General features: G+C 55.5%; 15 protein-coding genes and 2 pseudogenes. 9 read left to right on the top strand and 8 right to left on the bottom strand.

Features of this window, described 5'->3' with window-relative positions:
* Positions 1 to 111 precede the first annotated feature (111 nt).
* A complete protein-coding gene (zntB, locus tag C7M51_RS06875) occupies positions 112 to 1,095 on the top strand; it encodes a zinc transporter ZntB (protein WP_160621104.1) in 984 nt (327 codons plus the stop codon).
* A 270-nt stretch (positions 1,096 to 1,365) separates the two neighbouring features.
* A complete protein-coding gene (gene ynaL / locus C7M51_RS06870) occupies positions 1,366 to 1,524 on the top strand; it encodes a proline-rich small protein YnaL (RefSeq protein WP_160621103.1) in 159 nt (52 codons plus the stop codon).
* Positions 1,525 to 1,567: 43 nt separating this feature from the next.
* On the opposite strand, the gene ttcA is transcribed toward ynaL, so the two are convergent.
* Positions 1,568 to 2,500 (bottom strand): tRNA 2-thiocytidine(32) synthetase TtcA, encoded by a 933-nt coding sequence (gene ttcA, locus C7M51_RS06865; protein WP_160621102.1) that lies wholly within the window; start codon positions 2,498 to 2,500, stop codon positions 1,568 to 1,570.
* A 48-nt stretch (positions 2,501 to 2,548) separates the two neighbouring features.
* A pseudogene (locus tag C7M51_RS06860) lies at positions 2,549 to 2,770 on the bottom strand (tyrosine-type recombinase/integrase); the annotation flags it as partial.
* Positions 2,771 to 3,164: 394 nt separating this feature from the next.
* Between C7M51_RS06860 and C7M51_RS06855 the strand changes: the two are divergent.
* The 3 genes from C7M51_RS06855 (at position 3,165) to C7M51_RS06845 (ending at position 5,390) form a co-directional block, all read left to right on the top strand.
* On the top strand, positions 3,165 to 3,698 hold the full coding sequence (locus C7M51_RS06855; RefSeq protein ID WP_160621101.1) for a hypothetical protein: 534 nt from the start codon (positions 3,165 to 3,167) through the stop codon (positions 3,696 to 3,698).
* Positions 3,691 to 4,854, top strand: a complete 1,164-nt coding sequence (locus tag C7M51_RS06850; RefSeq protein ID WP_160621100.1) for a hypothetical protein — start codon at positions 3,691 to 3,693, stop codon at positions 4,852 to 4,854. Before C7M51_RS06855 ends, C7M51_RS06850 begins: the two co-directional genes overlap by 8 nt.
* A gap of 260 nt (positions 4,855 to 5,114) precedes the next feature.
* Entirely contained in the window at positions 5,115 to 5,390 is a 276-nt protein-coding gene (locus C7M51_RS06845; protein ID WP_160621099.1) for a putative hemolysin, read from the top strand.
* Between the two features lie 32 nt (positions 5,391 to 5,422).
* Here C7M51_RS06845 and C7M51_RS06840 read toward each other — a convergent pair whose 3' ends face one another.
* A complete protein-coding gene (locus C7M51_RS06840; protein WP_160621098.1) occupies positions 5,423 to 6,412 on the bottom strand; it encodes a 2-hydroxyacid dehydrogenase in 990 nt (329 codons plus the stop codon).
* A 190-nt stretch (positions 6,413 to 6,602) separates the two neighbouring features.
* Here C7M51_RS06840 and C7M51_RS06835 point away from each other — a divergent pair.
* From C7M51_RS06835 to C7M51_RS06825, 3 genes and pseudogenes are all read left to right on the top strand, one after another.
* Positions 6,603 to 9,240, top strand: a pseudogene (locus C7M51_RS06835) (YdbH family protein).
* Complete coding sequence (locus C7M51_RS06830) at positions 9,230 to 9,415, top strand: YnbE family lipoprotein (protein WP_160621097.1); 186 nt, start codon at positions 9,230 to 9,232, stop codon at positions 9,413 to 9,415. Before C7M51_RS06835 ends, C7M51_RS06830 begins: the two are co-directional and overlap by 11 nt.
* Before the next feature lie 11 nt (positions 9,416 to 9,426).
* Positions 9,427 to 9,747 carry a YdbL family probable chaperone protein gene (locus C7M51_RS06825; RefSeq protein ID WP_244323831.1) on the top strand — a complete coding sequence of 107 codons (321 nt, stop codon included), beginning with the start codon at positions 9,427 to 9,429 and terminating at the stop codon, positions 9,745 to 9,747.
* Between the two features lie 33 nt (positions 9,748 to 9,780).
* On the opposite strand, the gene C7M51_RS06820 is transcribed toward C7M51_RS06825, so the two are convergent.
* Positions 9,781 to 10,380, bottom strand: coding sequence for an FMN-dependent NADH-azoreductase (locus C7M51_RS06820; protein WP_160621095.1), 600 nt, complete (start codon positions 10,378 to 10,380; stop codon positions 9,781 to 9,783).
* Between the two features lie 253 nt (positions 10,381 to 10,633).
* Between C7M51_RS06820 and hrpA the strand changes: the two genes are divergently transcribed.
* A complete protein-coding gene (gene hrpA / locus C7M51_RS06815) occupies positions 10,634 to 14,536 on the top strand; it encodes an ATP-dependent RNA helicase HrpA (RefSeq protein WP_160621094.1) in 3,903 nt (1,300 codons plus the stop codon).
* Positions 14,537 to 14,554: 18 nt separating this feature from the next.
* On the opposite strand, the gene C7M51_RS06810 is transcribed toward hrpA, so the two are convergent.
* The 4 genes from C7M51_RS06810 to C7M51_RS06800 all read right to left on the bottom strand — a co-directional run bounded on the left by C7M51_RS06810 (position 14,555) and on the right by C7M51_RS06800 (position 17,694).
* The gene (locus C7M51_RS06810) at positions 14,555 to 15,373 is read right to left on the bottom strand and encodes a trypsin-like serine peptidase (protein ID WP_160621093.1); all 819 of its coding nucleotides are present in this window, start codon (positions 15,371 to 15,373) and stop codon (positions 14,555 to 14,557) included.
* 115 nt (positions 15,374 to 15,488) lie between these two features.
* Complete coding sequence (gene ydgU, locus C7M51_RS22865; RefSeq protein WP_482805587.1) at positions 15,489 to 15,569, bottom strand: small membrane protein YdgU; 81 nt, start codon at positions 15,567 to 15,569, stop codon at positions 15,489 to 15,491.
* Between the two features lie 74 nt (positions 15,570 to 15,643).
* A complete protein-coding gene (gene asr / locus C7M51_RS06805) occupies positions 15,644 to 16,045 on the bottom strand; it encodes an acid resistance repetitive basic protein Asr (protein ID WP_160621092.1) in 402 nt (133 codons plus the stop codon).
* A 167-nt stretch (positions 16,046 to 16,212) separates the two neighbouring features.
* Entirely contained in the window at positions 16,213 to 17,694 is a 1,482-nt protein-coding gene (locus tag C7M51_RS06800; RefSeq protein WP_160621091.1) for a carboxypeptidase M32, read from the bottom strand.
* Positions 17,695 to 17,698 lie beyond the last annotated feature (4 nt).

The following is a 17,698-nucleotide window of genomic DNA, read 5'->3' as shown; positions in this document are numbered from 1 at the left end:
CTGTTGCACTTTTCCCCGGTTGTCTGTCTTCCGATAACCGCAGAAGGATTGCTTCTGCATGGCGGCAGGCTAGACTGTATCGTATTGATTCTGCGGCTTAAGAGGCATGACGTGAACGTCATTGAAGGAAAAGCGCTACAGGTTTCAGATGCGATTATTGCCTGTCAGCTTGACGGACAGGGCGGGCTGATCCCGATTGAAGATAAAGATGTGATTCACTGTGAGCGCCCCTGCTGGCTGCACCTTAACTATACCCACAAGCAGAGCGCTGAATGGCTGAACTCAACGCCGCTAATCCCTGATACCGTGCGTGATGCGCTGGCGGGCGATAGTCTGCGCCCGCGCGTCAGTCGGCTGGGCGACGGCTTTATGATTACGCTGCGCAGCGTCAACCTGAACAGCGATTCACGTCCCGATCAGCTGGTCGCCATTCGGGTATTCATCAACGACAAACTGATTGTATCAACCCGCCGCCGTAAGGTTTACGCTATTGATGAGGTACTGACCGAGCTGCAAAACGGTAACGGACCGGTTGATGGCGGCAGTTGGCTGGTGGAGCTGTGCGATGTCCTGACCGATCACGCCAGCGAATTTATTGAAGATTTACAGGATAAAATCATTGAGCTGGAAGATGCGCTGATGGATCAAAGCGTACCGGCTCGTGGTGAACTGGCGCTGTTGCGCAAGCAGCTGATTGTTATGCGGCGCTATATGGCCCCGCAGCGTGATGTCTACGCACGGCTGGCAAGCGAAAAGCTGGGCTGGATGGATGACGATGAGCGGAGGCGTATGCAGGAGATATCCGACAGACTGGGGCGCGGGCTGGACGATCTCGACGCCAGCGTTGCGCGTACCGCGGTGCTGGCCGATGAAATCGCGTCGGTGATGGCGGAAGCGATGAACCGGCGCACCTATACTATGTCGCTGCTGGCGATGATCTTTCTTCCCACCACCTTTCTGACCGGTCTGTTTGGCGTCAATCTGGGCGGAATCCCCGGTGCCGAGAGTCATTATGGCTTTGCGATTTTCTGTCTGATGTTAGTGTTGTTGGTGGGTGTCGTTGCCCTGTGGTTGCACAAACGTAAGTGGTTATAAATGCTGGATACAGGGGAAGTGAAAAGCGAAAAAAAGCTGATCGGCATCAATAAACGTTATAGATGACTGGGGCAAGCTCTCTCTCGCAGGTGAATGCAACGTCAAGCGATGGGCGTTGCGCTCCATATTGTCTTACTTCCTTTTTTTGAATTACTGCATAGCACAATTGATTCGTACGACGCCGGCCTGAAAGCCGGCTTTTTTTTGCCGCTTCGCCAGCATCTACAACTTCTTCTATGCTTAATCATTCAGCAGAAGAGGAGAAACGATATGCGCACGATGTGGACGCCCGACCAGATTTCCGCTTCCGACCCTGTACCTACCGATCCGGTTCCCATTCCTGAGCCGATACCTCAGCCACAACCACAGCCCGATCCCGCACCAAATCCCGATCCGATTATCGATCCACCGCCTCATATGAAACATTAATCAGAGCCGCCATCCCTGACCGATGAGGATGGCGGCTAACCGCTTATTTTACTTCGATAATGTCGAGACGTTCGCCTGCGGCAGGCTCTTCTTCATCCTGCCGCCAGCCAACCGGCTGTAGCGGCAGCGTTTCACGATCGAAAGCGAGATCGCCGCCATCCACCACTTCGCTGCCGTGCTGAATACCTTTGAAATCAAACAGCGCGGTATCGGCCAGATGCGAAGGCACCACGTTCTGCATCGCGCTGAACATCGTCTCGATACGTCCCGGATAACGCTTGTCCCAGTCGCGCAGCATTTCGGCAATTACCTGACGTTGCAGGTTGGGCTGCGATCCACAGAGGTTGCAGGGAATAATCGGGTACTGACGCGCAGTAGCGAAGCGTTCGATATCTTTCTCGCGGCAGTAGGCCAGTGGACGAATCACAATATGTTTGCCATCGTCGCTCATCAGTTTCGGCGGCATCCCCTTCATTTTGCCGCCATAGAACATATTTAAAAACAGCGTTTGTAGGATATCGTCGCGGTGATGTCCCAGCGCGATTTTGGTGCAACCCAGTTCGGTAGCGGTGCGGTACAGGATACCCCGGCGCAGGCGCGAGCAGAGTGAGCAGGTGGTCTTGCCTTCCGGAATTTTATCTTTAACGATGCCGTAGGTGTTTTCTTCGACGATTTTATATTCGACGCCAATAGATTCCAGATACTGCGGCAGCACATGCTCCGGGAAACCCGGCTGTTTTTGATCGAGGTTAACCGCGATCAGCGAAAAATTGACCGGCGCGCTTTGCTGTAAATTACGCAAAATCTCCAGCAGGGTGTAACTGTCCTTGCCGCCAGACAGACAGACCATAATGCGATCGCCTTCTTCAATCATATTGAAATCGGCAATGGCTTCGCCCACGTTGCGGCGTAAACGCTTTTGTAGCTTGTTCAGGTTGTACTGCTCTTTTTTGTTTGTTGCTTGATTTTCTTGCATTTTTTTGTTGTCTCAAATACCAAAGGGGGCATGCAGGGGGCAAAGTTTTTATAACGCTAGCCGGACATTTAGCATTTCGACCCGATTACCGTTCAGTTCTTCAATCCAGGCAGCGTAAATTTCATACACCATTTGCGCGTTCTCTTGCCCTATCTGGTTAGCTATAAATGACGGATTAGCACCGGCAGATAACAGCCAGCATGCATAAGTATGGCGCGTATGGTACGGATTACGTCGCCGAATACCAGCACGTTTTATCGCTGTCTCCCACCAGGGGTCAATGTGAACAGCGAAGCGTACGTTTTCCGCTCCACTTTGGTGTAAGCATAACGTCGGCAGACTCACTTTCAGTGGGGCCGGATGATGCTGTAATCCACTCTGGTACCAGGAAGGGGAAATAAGGGTAATAAGCTTTCACACTCCCAGGTCCAGCTATTCGTTATTATAAAACAATGGGTTTTTTTGGGTGAAGAAATGCTTATAAGAATTTACTCAGATGAAAAGAAAAACGATTTTATTAATCCGTGGCACTAAAATTAACGCATGAATTTTAAAGAATTAAAAATTAATGATTAAAAAAAGATCGCTGTGTTATTCTCAACAGGCTAGTTGGAGTACGCCAGGTAAATAGGTCTGTTTATTTTATAAAATAGAGAGGATTCCTATGTCAGTCTCCACATCGTCGTTAAATATCAAAGTAGATGGTCCTGATGATTTCACAACGGATCATACGCAAGCCATTCAGGAATTATTAAACAGAACCACCCATGTTATTATTGACACTGTTGTTAATCTTGCCGGACAAATTCAAACCGGGTTTGACGATCAAATTATTGCGGGTACAGAAACCGGAGAAATCAGGCCAATTGGAAGTAATATGGCTACGCAATCGATGATTGCCCTGAAACATCCGCGCAGTAAGATTTTAAATCTCATTTCAACCAATCCTTTATTATTGCAAAGCGATGCTGAACCCAGAGATGGAGGCGGACGCCAGGGTACGGTGGATATTCAGGCAGATTTCTGTCTGGTTCAGGGCTGTACCATGACCAATCAGGTTAATGCGGTCATCGCTGACTCAACCTACCGCGCACACGGCTCGCGTATTCTGGGAAATTACTTTTTTGATTGTATTGGCGTCGGGCGTGAGGATCGGGGGGGATGCGGTCAGCATTTGGGGATCGGGAACCGTGATTGATGGTAATTACGCCTCGTGCAAAGAGGGCACCGATGGCCGTATTGCTTTTCATGCTGAAGCGCCGGTTACCTCAAACTCCGGTCGCCCTGAGTTTGATGCACAGCATACGATTATGACCAATAATCTGGCCTGGGGATCTTTTCGCCGTCATTTCGCTTTTGAAGGCATCAGTAATGGTGTTTCTATCGGCAATATTTCCATTGGCGGGGCCACATGGTGGGGAGAAGCTTACATCATGTGTACCAATGTTATTGCCGAAAACACCATCAAATATACACGCCCCGACGGGCAGTCTGCGGGTGCCAACTGGAAGCCGAAACATGGGGCTATTTGTATCCAGAACTGGTCAAGCCATGTCAATATCCGTTCAGTTGTTTTGATGGAGGAAGGCTCCTCCGGGGCCGGGGTTATTCTTACGCGCTCTTCCACGGTGGCGGGAGAACATAAACTCACGTTACAGGTTTCCATGCGTAATAAAGGCGATGAAAGCAACAACGCCTTTGATCTGGCACCGGCGGAAGATTTACATTTGAACAATTGTTATGCCGAAGGATTTGCTAATCAAATTAAAGGAGTTACGGCGGATTATAATCATCTGTTACTTAGCGGATGCCGGTTAGTGGGTAATGGCACGGCTAGCGGGATCCTTATCCAGGGCGGTAGCGGCGGAAAGCTGTTTATTAACCAAAGTATTGTTGATGTGGGAACCAATGATTACGCCATGAGCCTGTTTCAACTTGCCAGGGTACGTATTACCGGTACCGGTTATGGGGCCAATAAATATGCCGTGAGCCTGCGCGATATTAAGGAATCGTTTATCATAAGTAATTGCTATAATATTAATTCTGCAGGGGCGTTGTCTTTGCGCTATGCCAAAACGGACTCATCAGGCTCCTTAAACGTAGCGACCAGTGGCGAAGTGCCAGAAATAGAGTGGGTGTTTAGTAATAATGAGGGAATCAGCAGTGGTTTCGTCTACTCTCAGGCTCAGCTAAAATCATTAACCGCTAAAATTAATGCGGTTAATAAAGCTATAGGAAAAACCGTTATCGCCTACGATGCGGATAAGAAACTACGCTATTACTATTCGTTAGGTACAGAAGCAAATTCGCCCTGGGTATCGTTTGATAGTACCGAAACGTTAAACCCGGTGTAATTTGCGATGCCTTCCGTATAACGCGGAAGGCATGCTTTGCTCAGCAGCTGATTGTGCCGGGTACTGTCTGTATAAATACGTTCAGAGTCGCCAGGCGGGCAACAGAGAGCAGTTTCAGTGGATTCCGTAAGCGAAACGAGAGTTTTCCTGGTGACTTTGCCATCAAAAAATTAAGTAAAAAGTTGTTTCATATCTCGACGCATCGATAAACGTCGCTTATGCTGGCAGCGCCTTTATTTTATTCGATGGGAGCCCGACATATGAAAGCAGCCACCTTTCTGCTTGCCGGCGCAGCGCTGTTGCTTTCCGCATGCAGCAGCAGCGACGATAGCGAACCGCCGCAGCAGGCTACCGCCGCACACGTTCAGCCCAGAGTGTCCATGTCTTCACTGGCAGAAAGCAATTGCGCCAGCGCTGGTGGAACACTGGCTTTTTCACGTCAGCTTGACGGCAGTAGCGTGGGGATGTGTCAGTTAGCGAATGGACGACGCTGTAGCGAAAGCGCGCTGGAAAGCGGCAGCTGCGCACGTTTCTGATGCGGACGCGCCAGGCGCGTCCGCGTTACTTATCAGTTAACCTCGTTCGGACAGGCTTCACCTTTCTTCAGCTGCTGAAGATTGGACAAGGTGGTTTCCGAAATAGCGGTTAACGCCTCAGCGGTCAAAAACGCCTGATGACCGGTAAACAGCACGTTGTGGCAGGCGGAAAGCCGACGGAAAATGTCATCCTGAATGACATCGTTGGACTTATCTTCAAAAAACAGATCGCGTTCGTTCTCATACACGTCCATCCCCAGCGAACCAATCTTCTGCTGTTTTAACGCATCGATCGCCGCCTGAGAATCGATCAGTCCGCCACGGCTGGTATTGATAATCATCACGCCATCTTTCATCTGGCTGAACGCACTGGCATTCAACAGATGATGGTTTTCCGGCGTTAGCGGACAGTGCAGCGTAATTACGTCAGATTCTTTAAACAGCGTTTTGATGTCGACATATTCCGCACCCAGTTCCAGCGCCTGCGGGTTAGGCCAGGGATCGAACGCCAGCAGACGCATACCAAAGCCTTTCAGAATGCGCAGCGTGGCAATGCCGATTTTACCGGTGCCGATGACGCCAGCGGTACGTCCATGCATGTTAAAGCCGATCAGCCCCTCCAGCGAGAAGTTAGCGTCGCGGGTACGCTGATAGGCGCGATGAATGCGTCGATTCAGCGTCATCATCATGCCCACCGCATGTTCTGCCACCGCCTCCGGCGAGTAGGCCGGTACGCGTACCACTTTCATGCCCAGCTCTTTCGCTGCCTCCAGATCGACGTTATTAAATCCGGCGCAGCGCAGCGCGATAACTTTGACGCCCTGGGCGCTAAGAATTTCCAGTACCGGGCGACTGGCATCATCATTAACAAAAATGCAAACGGCTTCGCAGTTAACGGCGTTGATCGCCGTCCGCTCAGTAAGCAAGAAATCGAAATATTCGATCTCGAAACCAAAATGCTGGTTGACGTGATCAAGATATTTCTTGTCGTACTGTTTGGTGCTGTAGACCGCAAGTTTCATTGTCGTCTCCTTATTGTCTTCTTCCTCTATTCTAGACTGACTGCCAGAGGCGCGTAACCAGGAATCTGCGGGCAGTCTCGCGAATCGCTTATCCGCAGGCAGCAATGATGAGAAAAGCGCTCGCAAACCTTCACCCGGCCTGACGATCGTGCCATCATAGCCGCCGGAATGTTTTCAGAACGGGACTGTCATGGCAATGCGTCGGCGCGTGTTTTTCGCTTTAGCCTCGCTGCTGGCGCTGGTTCTGCTGGTGCTGACGCTGTTGTTAAGCGTGACGTACTGGCTGCCGCGCCTGGCGGGTGTCTGGCTGCCGGAAGGCACCCGTATTGCGCTTGATACCGCGCCACGCTGGCGTCAGGGCACGATCCATTTTCCGGCGGTGCGCTACCTGGCCGGTGACTGCACGCTGGCCAGCGCTGATGATTTAACCCTGGGCTACCGCCAGGCGCGCTGGCAGGCTGGCGCACGGCGTCTGGCGCTGGATAGCGCCTGCCTGAGCCAGCTGCCCGCCAGCGACAGCGGTGACGCCAGCGCCCCACGCACGCTGGCGCAGTGGCAGGCTCTGTTGCCGTCAGCCGATGTCGTTGTTCAACAGCTTATCGTTAATCCTTATCAAAGCTGGGCCGGTGCGCTGCGCCTGACGCTCGATCGGGCTGCGCAACGGATCGATTATCAGGGCGATAACGTGCAGTTCAGAGCCGATCTACAGGGACAGCATCTGACGCTGCGTCAGTTAACCGCCCAGGCGCCGATGCTCAGCCAGCCGGTTAGCCTGCATGGATCGCTGACGCTGGCTCCGTTTGCCGATGGCGTGCCGGAGCGCGGGCAGCTAACCGGCGATTTTACCCTGACGCAGGTGCCGCACCCGCTGCGTCTGGCCCTCGACTGGCAGCAGAACCAGGGCAAACTGACGCTGCATCAAACCGATGAACAGACGACGCCGCTGGTGGAGCTGCCCTGGCAGGTCACGCCGCAACAGATCGCGATCACCGCGGGCCGCTGGCGCTGGCCATGGGCTTCGCAGCCGCTGGCGGGCGGTGTGGCGCTGACGCTGAGCCACTGGCAGCAGGGGCTGGAGGCGACAGAGATCGTCGGGCGCATGAATATGTTGACGCAGGGGCGCGGCGGCAAAGGCAACGTGGTGCTGACGCTGGGGCCGGGCCATCTCTCTTACCGACAGCGCGTTGCCGCTGCGTCTTACCGGCGAAAGCAAACTGGCCGCGCTGCAATTTTATGCGGCCTTACCGGGCACGCTAAATGGTTCGCTGCTCGATCCTCAGCTGCGTATCGCACCCGGCGCGCTATTGCGGATGCGCGGGCGGCTGCTCTCCACGCTGGAAGTTGATGAGGCGCGCTGGCCGCTGGCGGGCATCACGCTTTCGTCATCCGGCATCAACGGGCGCTTGCAGGCCATCCTGCGTGCGCATGACGCCAGTCGCGGACGCTTTACCTTACATCTTGACGGACGTGCCGCGAGCTTCTGGCCCGACAGCGGGCGCTGGGCCTGGCGCTACTGGGGTAACGGCTACCTGGCACCGCTGGCGGCGCGCTGGGACGGCATGGGTACTGGCAACTGGCAGGATAGCGCCATTACGCTCGATACGCTCTCTACCGGTTTCGATCGTTTGCACTATGGCATGGTAACCGTCAGCCAGCCACGGCTACGGCTGGCACAGCCGCTGGTCTGGCAGCGCGCCGCCGAAGCGCCTGCTTTTAGCGGTAGCCTGACGCTGAAAGCGGGCGAAACGCGCTTTAGCAGCGGTGGCCGGCTGCCGCCTTCCGATTTACAGATTGCGCTGCACGGCAGCGATCCGGGCCACTTCCTGTTTAACGGGGATTTACGCGCTGGTGAGATCGGCCCGGTACGCGTTAACGGACGCTGGGACAGCGAGCGCCTGCGCGGTCAGGCCTGGTGGCCGCGCCAGTCGTTGACGGTGTTCCAGCCGTTGCTCGATCCCGATCTGAAAATGCGGATCGCCGACGGCTGGCTGCGGGCACAGGTAGCCTTCTCCGCCGCCGATAGCCAGGGCTTTACCGCAGGCGGGCACTGGGTGGTGCAGGATGGTGCGGTCTGGATGCCGGACAACAGCGTACAGGGGATCGATTTTTCCCTGCCTTTCCGTCTGCGCCAAAGCCGCTGGTATTTCGGTACTCACGGGCCGGTATCGCTGCGCATCAAAACCATCAACAGCCAGTTTCCGATTAGCGCGGTGACGGCGGATTTACAGGGCAGCTGGCCGTGGGACGAAGGCTCGCCGTTAACTCTCAGCAACGTGAGTATGGCGCTGCTGGATGGCAGCCTGGCGATGCCGCAGCTGCGCCTGCCTCAACACCAGGCGGCGATTATTCGCCTGAACGATATCAGCCTGAGCGAGTTAACCACCGCGCTTAAGGTAAAACAAATTGCGCTCTCCGGGCGTATTAACGGTGAGCTACCGCTGTGGCTGAACCATTCGCCCTGGCTGGTGAAAGATGGCTGGATCGCCAACAGCGGCAGCCTGACGCTGCGGCTGGATAAGCAGATGGCGGACGCCATCGCCAGCAATAATATCGCTACCGGCGCGGCGCTGGACTGGCTGCGCTATATGGAAATCTCGCGTAGCTGGGCCACGCTTGACCTCAACGCCATCGGCGATCTGACGATGCAGGCGCAGGTCAACGGCACCAGTCGTTTCAGCAACCGCGATCAGCATGTAAACCTCAGCTATCGCCATCAGGAAAACCTGTTTCAGCTGTGGCGCAGCCTGCGCTTTGGCGATAATTTGCAATCCTGGGTAGAGCAGAACGCCGCTCTGCCGTCACAGAAGGGATCGACCCATGAAAACTAATCGGCTGCTGCTGGTCTGCTGCGGCATGTTGGTCGGTTGCGTACCGCGCATTGAGGTTGCTGCGCCGAAAGAACCGATCACTATCAATATGAACGTAAAAATCGAGCATGAGATCCACATCAAGGTTGATAAAGATGTGGAGGCGTTACTTAAGAATCAAAGCAATCTCTTCTGAGCGGAGGCATGATGAAAAGCTGGGCCAAATTCTGTTTGCTGGCGGTGTTGGTATCGCCGCTGGCGCAGGCGCTGACGCTGGATGAGGCGCGTCAACAGGGGCGCGTGGGCGAAACGCTTAGCGGCTATCTGGCACCGCGTCAGCAGGATAAAGAGACGCTGGCGTTAGTGAAACAGATCAATCAGGGACGTGAGGAGCATTACCAGCAAATAGCGCAGCGTAATCGCTTAACCACGGCGGAGGTGGCACGGATTGCAGGGGAGAAGCTGGTGCAGCGCGCCGGGCAGGGGGAATATGTGCTCGGCATTAACGGGCAGTGGCTGAAAAAGTAATGCTGGTCGCGCAGCGGCGACCAGCGATCATCATCAGGCGTTAGCCAGCTGTGCCAGCGTCTCTTTCGCTTCGGTGGTGGCTTTGGTGGCCACTTCCGGGCCGTAGGCGATACCTTCCGCGAAGACAAAGTTAACGTCGGTAATGCCGATAAAGCCCAGGAACAGCTGTACATACGGCGTCAGCAGATCGGACGGGGTATCTTTATGAATGCCGCCACGGCTGGAGATAATCACGGCACGTTTGCCTTTCACCAGGCCTTCCGGACCCGCTTCGGTATAGCGGAAAGTCACGCCAGCGCGGGCGATCAGATCAAAGTAGTTTTTCAGCTGGGTCGGGATATTGAAATTGTACATCGGTGCCGCAATAACAATCACATCGTGCGCGTTCAGCTCCGCAATCAGCGTATCTGACAGCGCCAGCGCGTCCTGCTGACGCGGGGTCAGGGCTGCATCGGAAGGACGCAACGCGCCTACCAGTTCACCGTCCAGTACCGGAATCGGGTCGGCTGCCAGATCGCGTACCGTTACCTGGTCACCGTTGGCTTTTGCCTGCTCAGCATAAAAATCTGCCAGCTGGCCTGACTGTGAATAACCCGCAAGAATGCTTGATTTTAAAATTAATACTTTGCTCATGATTTTTTCCTGTCTGCTAATAGGGAAGTCTGCCTGCTCAATGGCTTACACTGTAGGGAGTTTAATGCAGCAGTGATAGCGTAATATTTCGAGTCCGATGTTCGAAATAATTGAACAAGCGCAGGCGGGCCATCCCTGCCTGTACCGCCTGTGGTAACATAAGCCACAGTAAATGAACGCAATGTCGGCGCACGTCGGCTACGCGACGGCCATAACAGCAAACAGAAGCCGCCGCGTTAAAAAGGTAATGAATATGTCTGTGGAATCAAACGCATCGCCGCTGTCACCTTTCTGGGCGCGGCTGAATCAGGTTACGCTGCGCGATCGCCAGCGGCTGCAACGTCGCCTGCACGGCGCAAAAAAGGTAAAAAATCCTGCCGCACAGCAGGGCATTGCTGAAGAACTGGAAAAAGAGTTCGCGCTGGCGGAGCAGCGTCTGCAACAGCGTCAGGCGGCCACGCCCACCGTTCGCTTCCCGGAAAATCTGCCGGTCAGCCAGAAACAGCAACAGATTGCTGAGGCGATCCGCGATCATCAGGTGGTTATCGTTGCCGGGGAAACCGGTTCCGGTAAAACCACCCAGCTACCTAAAATTTGCCTGACGCTGGGGCGCGGGGTAAAAGGGCTGATCGGCCACACCCAGCCGCGTCGTCTGGCGGCACGTACCGTGGCGAACCGTATTGCCGACGAGCTGGAAACCTCGCTCGGCGGCTGCGTTGGCTACAAGGTGCGTTTTAACGATCAGGTTAGCGACACTACGCAGATCAAGCTAATGACCGACGGTATCCTGCTGGCGGAAATCCAGCAGGATCGCCTGTTAATGCAGTATGACACTATCATCATTGATGAGGCGCACGAGCGCAGCCTGAATATCGATTTCCTGCTTGGCTACCTGCGCGAGCTGCTGCCGCGTCGTCCCGATCTGAAAATTATCATCACTTCGGCGACCATCGATCCGCAGCGTTTTTCACGTCACTTCAATAATGCGCCGGTGATTGAGGTTTCAGGCCGCACTTATCCGGTTGAGGTGCGTTATCGCCCGGTAGTCAATGATGTGGAAGAGAGCGATCGCGATCAGCTGCAGGCGATTTTCGACGCGGTGGATGAGCTGGGGCAGGAGAGCAGCGGCGATATCCTGATTTTCATGAGCGGCGAGCGTGAAATCCGCGATACCGCCGATGCCCTGAGCAAGCGCGATCTGCCGCACACGGAGATTCTGCCGCTCTACGCGCGTCTGTCGAACGCCGAGCAGAACCGCGTCTTTCAGTCGCACAGCGGGCGGCGCATCGTACTGGCGACCAACGTTGCGGAAACCTCACTGACGGTGCCCGGTATCAAATATGTTATCGATCCCGGTACTGCGCGTATCAGCCGCTACAGCTATCGCACCAAGGTACAGCGTTTGCCGATTGAGCCGATATCGCAGGCCTCGGCCAACCAGCGTAAAGGGCGCTGCGGGCGCGTTTCCGAAGGTATCTGTATCCGTCTCTATTCCGAGGAAGATTTCTTAAGTCGCCCGGAATTTACCGATCCGGAAATCCTGCGCACCAACCTGGCCTCGGTTATCTTGCAGATGACGGCGCTCGGCCTCGGTGATATCAGCGCTTTTCCTTTTGTCGAAGCGCCGGATAAGCGCAACATTCAGGATGGCGTGCGGCTGCTGGAGGAGCTGGGTGCAATCGGTGAAGAGGAACATGGGCGCTATCGCCTGACGCCGGCGGGACGCCAGCTGGCGCAGCTGCCGGTCGATCCGCGACTGGCGCGTATGGTGCTGGAAGCGCAAAAATATGGCTGCGTGCGTGAAGTGATGATCATCGTTGCGGCGCTGTCGATTCAGGATCCGCGCGAACGTCCGGTAGAAAAGCAGCAGGCGGCAGATGAGAAACATCGTCGCTTCGCCGATAAAGAGTCGGACTTTATCGCCTTCGTTAACCTGTGGAACTATTTACAGGAGCAGCAAAAGGCGCTCTCCGGCAACGCCTTCCGCCGCCTGTGCAAAACCGATTATCTCAACTATCTGCGCGTGCGTGAGTGGCAGGATATCTACACCCAGCTGCGCCAGGTGGTCCGTGAACTGGGGATGCCGGTTAACAGCGAACCGGCACCTTACCGGGAGATACATACCGCGCTGCTGACCGGCCTGCTTTCCCATATCGGCCTGAAAGATGCCGAAAAGCAGGAGTACAGCGGCGCGCGCAACGCCCGTTTTTCTATCTTCCCTGGTTCGGCGCTGTTTAAAAAGCCGCCAAAGTGGACCATGGTGGCGGAGCTGGTGGAAACCAGCCGCCTGTGGGGACGTATCGCTGCGCGCCTCGACCCGGAATGGATTGAGCCGATTGCCCAGCATCTGCTGAAGCGCAGCTACAGCGAGCCGCACTGGGAGAAAGCGCAAGGCGCGGTGATGGCGATGGAGAAAGTGACGCTGTACGGCCTGCCGATCGTCAGCGCACGCAAGGTTAACTACAGCAAAATCGATCCGGCGCTGTCGCGCGAGCTGTTTATCCGGCATGCGCTGGTGGAGGGCGACTGGCAAACCCGGCACGCCTTCTTTAAGGCCAACCAGAAGCTGCGCAGCGAAGTGGAGGATCTGGAACATAAAACGCGCCGCCGCGATATTCTGGTGGATGACGAAACGCTGTTTGCCTTTTACGACAGCCGCGTAGGGCACGATGTGGTTTCCGCTCGCCACTTCGACAGCTGGTGGAAAAAGGCCAGCCAGCAGACGCCCGATCTGCTTAATTTCGATAAAGAGATGCTGATTAAGCAGGGAGCCGACAGCGTCAGCAAGCTGGACTACCCCAACTTCTGGCATCAGGGCAACCTTAAGCTGCGCCTCAGCTATCAGTTTGAGCCGGGCGCAGATGCGGATGGCGTTACCGTACATATTCCACTGCCGCTGCTGAATCAGGTTGAGGAGCGCGGCTTTGAATGGCAAATTCCCGGATTGCGCCGCGAGCTGGTGGTGGCGCTGATTAAGTCGCTGCCGAAACCGGTACGGCGTAATTTTGTCCCTGCGCCTAACTACGCCGAGGCGTTTTTAGGGCGCGTCACCGATAGTGAAACGCCGCTGCTGGATGCACTGGAACGTGAGTTTCGTCGTATGACCGGCGTGACGATTGACCGCGAGGCCTGGCAGTGGGATCAGGTGCCCGATCACCTGAAAATGTCGTTCCGCGTGCTGGATGAACACAACCGCAAGCTGAAAGAGGGCAAGGATCTCGCCGCGCTGAAGGCGTCGCTGAAAGATAAAGTGCAGGAAACGCTGTCGAAAGTTGCCGATGACGGGCTGGAGCAGAGCGGCCTGCATATCTGGAGCTTTGGCGATCTGCCCACGCAGTTTGAGCAGAAACGCGGCAACTACAGCGTCAAGGCCTGGCCGGCGCTGGTGGATGAGAAAGATAGCGTAGCGATCCGGCTGTTTGACAGCCAGCACGAGCAGCAGAAGATGATGTGGCGCGGTCAGCGGCGTTTGCTGTTGCTGAATATTCCGTCGCCGATTAAGTATCTGCATGAAAAATTGCCGAACAAGGCCAAGCTGGGGCTTTATTTTAACCCCTACGGTAAGGTACTGGAGCTGATTGATGACTGTATCAGCTGCGGTATCGATAAGCTGATGGCAGAAAACGGTGGCCCGGCCTGGAAGGAAGCGGATTTCCAGCAGCTGCATGATAAGGTGCGCGCCGGGCTGAACGATACCGTGGTGGACATCGCTAAGCTGGTGGAACAGATCCTGACGGCGGTGTTCAATATCAACAAGCGGCTGAAAGGGCGCGTGGATATGACGATGGCGCTGGGACTGTCCGATGTGAAGGCGCAAATGAGTGGCCTGGTGTATCGCGGCTTTGTGACGCAAAACGGCTGGAAGCGGCTGCCCGATACGCTGCGTTATTTACAGGCGATTGAGCGACGGCTGGAAAAACTGCCGGTCGATCCGCACAGCGATCGCGCGCGGATGTTAAAGGTGGAGCAGGTGCAGCAGGCGTGGCAGAGCTGGCTGAACAAGCTGCCGCCCACGCGGCGCGATGATGAAGATGTGCAGGAGATCCGCTGGATGATTGAAGAGCTGCGCGTCAGCTATTTTGCCCAGCAGCTCGGCACGCCTTATCCTATCTCCGATAAGCGCATTCTACAGGCAATGGAGCAGATCGCCGCCTGATGCCCGCTGGCCGCAGCGTTACTCTGCGGCCAGCGCCTCTAAATCATCGCGAAACGCGGTCACGGCAATGGCGCGGTTATCGGCGCGCCAGCGATCCACCGCTGCCGGGGCCGAACTTTGTACCGCAATCAACCGCCAGCCCTCGTCAGTTTGCAGCAGCAGCGGCGAGCCGCTGTCGCCAGGCAGGGTATCGCACTGGTGCGACAGCACTGAACGCTGCGCCCAGCCGGTAATCAGGCAGCCGCTGTGTGACCAGAGCGCATCCAGATGATCTTCCGGATAGCCAGCCTGGGTAACCTTACGCCCGCTGCTTTTCAGCGCGGCGGTAAGATCGCTGCGTGAACCGGCAAACAGCGGCACCGGCGTGATGCCGGAAGGCGGATTGCGCAACACAATCAGGCCGTAATCCAGCGGCGCTGCCGAAGGCGGCACAATCCAGCCATCGCCGTCAGCCTTTAGTTTTTTCCCCAGGCCGGGATTAACCCGCGCCTGGATATCATGAATTTCATAGCGCCAGCCGCTGTCGCTGGCGATAAAGCGTAGTGCCACCGGTTTATCAAGAATGCCCGGCGGCGTTACCAGGCAATGGCCTGCGGTCAGCGCCAGATGAGTGGAGATGAGCGTAGCGCTACAGAGGTTGCCGCTTTCGGTTTCCAGCTGGCCGATAGCTTCCCAGGGCATGCTGTCAGCGGCATCGATCGGCTTACGATCGTCATGACCAAAAAACAGGGTTTGGAGTTCTTCCGGGCTGAGGCCGTCATCATCGCCGCCATCATCCGCATGGGTAAAAAAGGGAAAACAGAGTAAACCCACTATTAACACAGCCGTTATGCGCATATCTCTCTCAAAAAGGGGAGAATAAGAATAAAGGGTTAACACGCGTCAGGCGTTAACTATAGTCGGTGAGCAATAAAAAAGGGAGTTTAATCCAGAATATCAGTACGCTACAGCATCAAATATAGAAGCAGGCCGCAATAACGCCACAGAGTATCATCACGGCAAGAATTATCTCGAAACGATAGCGACGTATCATTTCCGCTACTCCAGGAAAAAACGCCCGGAAATCCGGGCGCTCACAGGCTGTTATTCAGGAGCGTACCCCTGTGATTATTTTGCGGTAGCTTTAACGGCTTTTTTGTGGTGCTTTTTAGCCGCCTGAGCTTTCTGTGCTACTGGTTTTGCCGCTGCTTTGTGATGTTTTTTAGCGGCCTGAGCTTTCTGCTCTGCCGGTTTGGCGGCTGCTTTATGATGTTTTTTCGCAGCCTGGGCTTTCTGCTCCGCCGGTTCAGCCGCTTTTTTGTGATGCTTTTTCGCTGCCTGCGCTTTCTGAGCGGCCGCTTTCTTGTGTTTATGATGCATCACTTTATGCTGAGCTTTTGCTGGCGCAGCGGTTGTGGTGGTTGCCGTTGCGGCAGGCGCGGTAGCTGGAGCAGCGGTGGTTTCAGCGGCAAAGGCAACGGAAGAGATACCCATAGCAGCGGCTACAACCAGAGCGAATAATTTTTTCATTGCAAAACCCTCGAATGTTTCTTCATGTATTAGCCCACTGCGGGGCCGGTGAAGAGACTATAAAGAAAGGCTGCGGGGCTTTCCGTGAGTGATTGGTATCGGCGTGTAACCGAATGTACAAGGCGGGGAAACCGGCCTGCGGCAAATATCAGGCCGGTAAAGCAGGGTTACAGGTAGCGCTGCTCCAGATGGCGACGGAAATGCTGCGGATTCAGATCTTCACCGCTTGCCTGCGCGATCAGCTGCGCCGTGGGGAAGCGGCTGCCGTGACGCCAGATATTCTGTGACAGCCAGTCGAAGATCGGTTGTAATTCGCCAGCGGCAATCTGCGTATCCAGCTGCGGCAGGGCGCGCCTGACTGCCTGGAACAGCTGTGCTGCATACATCGCGCCCAGCGTATAGGTAGGGAAATAGCCGAAGGCACCGTCGGTCCAGTGAATATCCTGCATACAGCCGTCGCGGTAGTTGCCCTGGGTATCCAGCCCCAGATAGCGCTGCATTTTTTCATCCCATAGCGCCGGAATATCTTCCACTTCAATATCGCCGCCGATCAGCGCCCGTTCAATTTCATAACGCAGAATAATATGCAGTGGATAGCTGACTTCATCGGCATCGACGCGAATAAAGCCACGTTTTACCCGCTGATTCAGGCGTACAAAATTACCGGGCGTTAACGCTGGCTGTTCCCCCATCTGCGCGCTGACCAGCGGCAGAATATGTTGCAGGAACGGCGCGCTGCGCGCCAGCTGCATCTCAAAAAACAGGCTTTGCGATTCATGAATGGCGGTAGAGCGGGCCAGCGCCACCGGCTGTCCACGCCAGGTTTTCGGCAGGTTTTGCTCGTAACGGGCATGCCCGGTTTCGTGAATCACGCCCATCATGGCGCTGACGAACTCATTTTCGTTATAGCGCGTGGTGATGCGCACATCTTCCGGTACGCCGCCACAGAAAGGATGGGCGCTGACGTCAAGCCGTCCGGCGTTGAAATCAAAGCCGAGCAGCTTCATCAGCTGCAGGCCAAGCTGACGTTGTGCTTCAACGGGAAATGGGCCCAACGGTATATCGACCGGCTCCGCCGACTGTTTCGCCACAACGCGTTCTAACAGATCGGGCAGCCACTGAATCAGATCGCCAAAGGTGGCATCCAGCTGCGCGCTGGTCATGCCCGGTTCGTAGAGATCGAGCAGGGCGTCATAGCGTGAGCAGCCTGCGGCCTGCGCCCGAATTTCCGCCTCTTCCCGGCTGAGGCGCACCACTTCTTGCAGATTGGCGGCAAAGCCCTGCCAGTCATTAGCCGGACGCTGCTGGCGCCAGGCGTGTTCGCAGCGTGAACCGGCAATCGATTTGGCTTCCACCAGCGCGGCGGGCAGCAATGCCGCCTGTTGCCAGGCGCGACGCATCTCCAGCAGATTGGCCTGTTCCACATCGTTCAGCGTTTCCTGCTGCGCTGCATCCAACCAGGCTTCCATGCGGCTGTCGGTCAGGATCTGATGCTGCAACACGCTCAGCTCCGCCAGCGCTTCGCCGCGTGCCTGGCTACCGGCTGGCGGCATCATGGTTTGCATATCCCAGCCCGCGATGGCGGAAAGATGACCGAAGCGCGCCAGGCGCTGAAAAGTCCGGGTCAGATGTTGATAAGCTGATGTCACGCAT

It is taken from the genome of Mixta intestinalis (assembly GCF_009914055.1).
GTDB classification, from domain to species: Bacteria; Pseudomonadota; Gammaproteobacteria; order Enterobacterales; family Enterobacteriaceae; genus Mixta; species Mixta intestinalis.
The sequence above is the reverse complement of the archived record's forward strand: the minus strand, read 5'-3'. Positions and strand labels throughout refer to the sequence as shown.

Excerpts from the sequence above, each read along its gene's own strand:
- ynaL (WP_160621103.1), top strand. The coding sequence starts at position 1,366 with ATGCGCACGATGTGGACGCCCGACCAGATTTCCGCTTCCGACCCTGTA.
- ttcA (WP_160621102.1), bottom strand. The coding sequence starts at position 2,500 with ATGCAAGAAAATCAAGCAACAAACAAAAAAGAGCAGTACAACCTGAAC.
- C7M51_RS06855 (WP_160621101.1), top strand. The coding sequence starts at position 3,165 with ATGTCAGTCTCCACATCGTCGTTAAATATCAAAGTAGATGGTCCTGAT.
- C7M51_RS06845 (WP_160621099.1), top strand. The coding sequence starts at position 5,115 with ATGAAAGCAGCCACCTTTCTGCTTGCCGGCGCAGCGCTGTTGCTTTCC.
- C7M51_RS06840 (WP_160621098.1), bottom strand. The coding sequence starts at position 6,412 with ATGAAACTTGCGGTCTACAGCACCAAACAGTACGACAAGAAATATCTT.
- C7M51_RS06830 (WP_160621097.1), top strand. The coding sequence starts at position 9,230 with ATGAAAACTAATCGGCTGCTGCTGGTCTGCTGCGGCATGTTGGTCGGT.
- C7M51_RS06825 (WP_244323831.1), top strand. The coding sequence starts at position 9,427 with ATGAAAAGCTGGGCCAAATTCTGTTTGCTGGCGGTGTTGGTATCGCCG.
- C7M51_RS06820 (WP_160621095.1), bottom strand. The coding sequence starts at position 10,380 with ATGAGCAAAGTATTAATTTTAAAATCAAGCATTCTTGCGGGTTATTCA.
- hrpA (WP_160621094.1), top strand. The coding sequence starts at position 10,634 with ATGTCTGTGGAATCAAACGCATCGCCGCTGTCACCTTTCTGGGCGCGG.
- C7M51_RS06810 (WP_160621093.1), bottom strand. The coding sequence starts at position 15,373 with ATGCGCATAACGGCTGTGTTAATAGTGGGTTTACTCTGTTTTCCCTTT.
- ydgU (WP_482805587.1), bottom strand. The coding sequence starts at position 15,569 with ATGATACGTCGCTATCGTTTCGAGATAATTCTTGCCGTGATGATACTC.
- asr (WP_160621092.1), bottom strand. The coding sequence starts at position 16,045 with ATGAAAAAATTATTCGCTCTGGTTGTAGCCGCTGCTATGGGTATCTCT.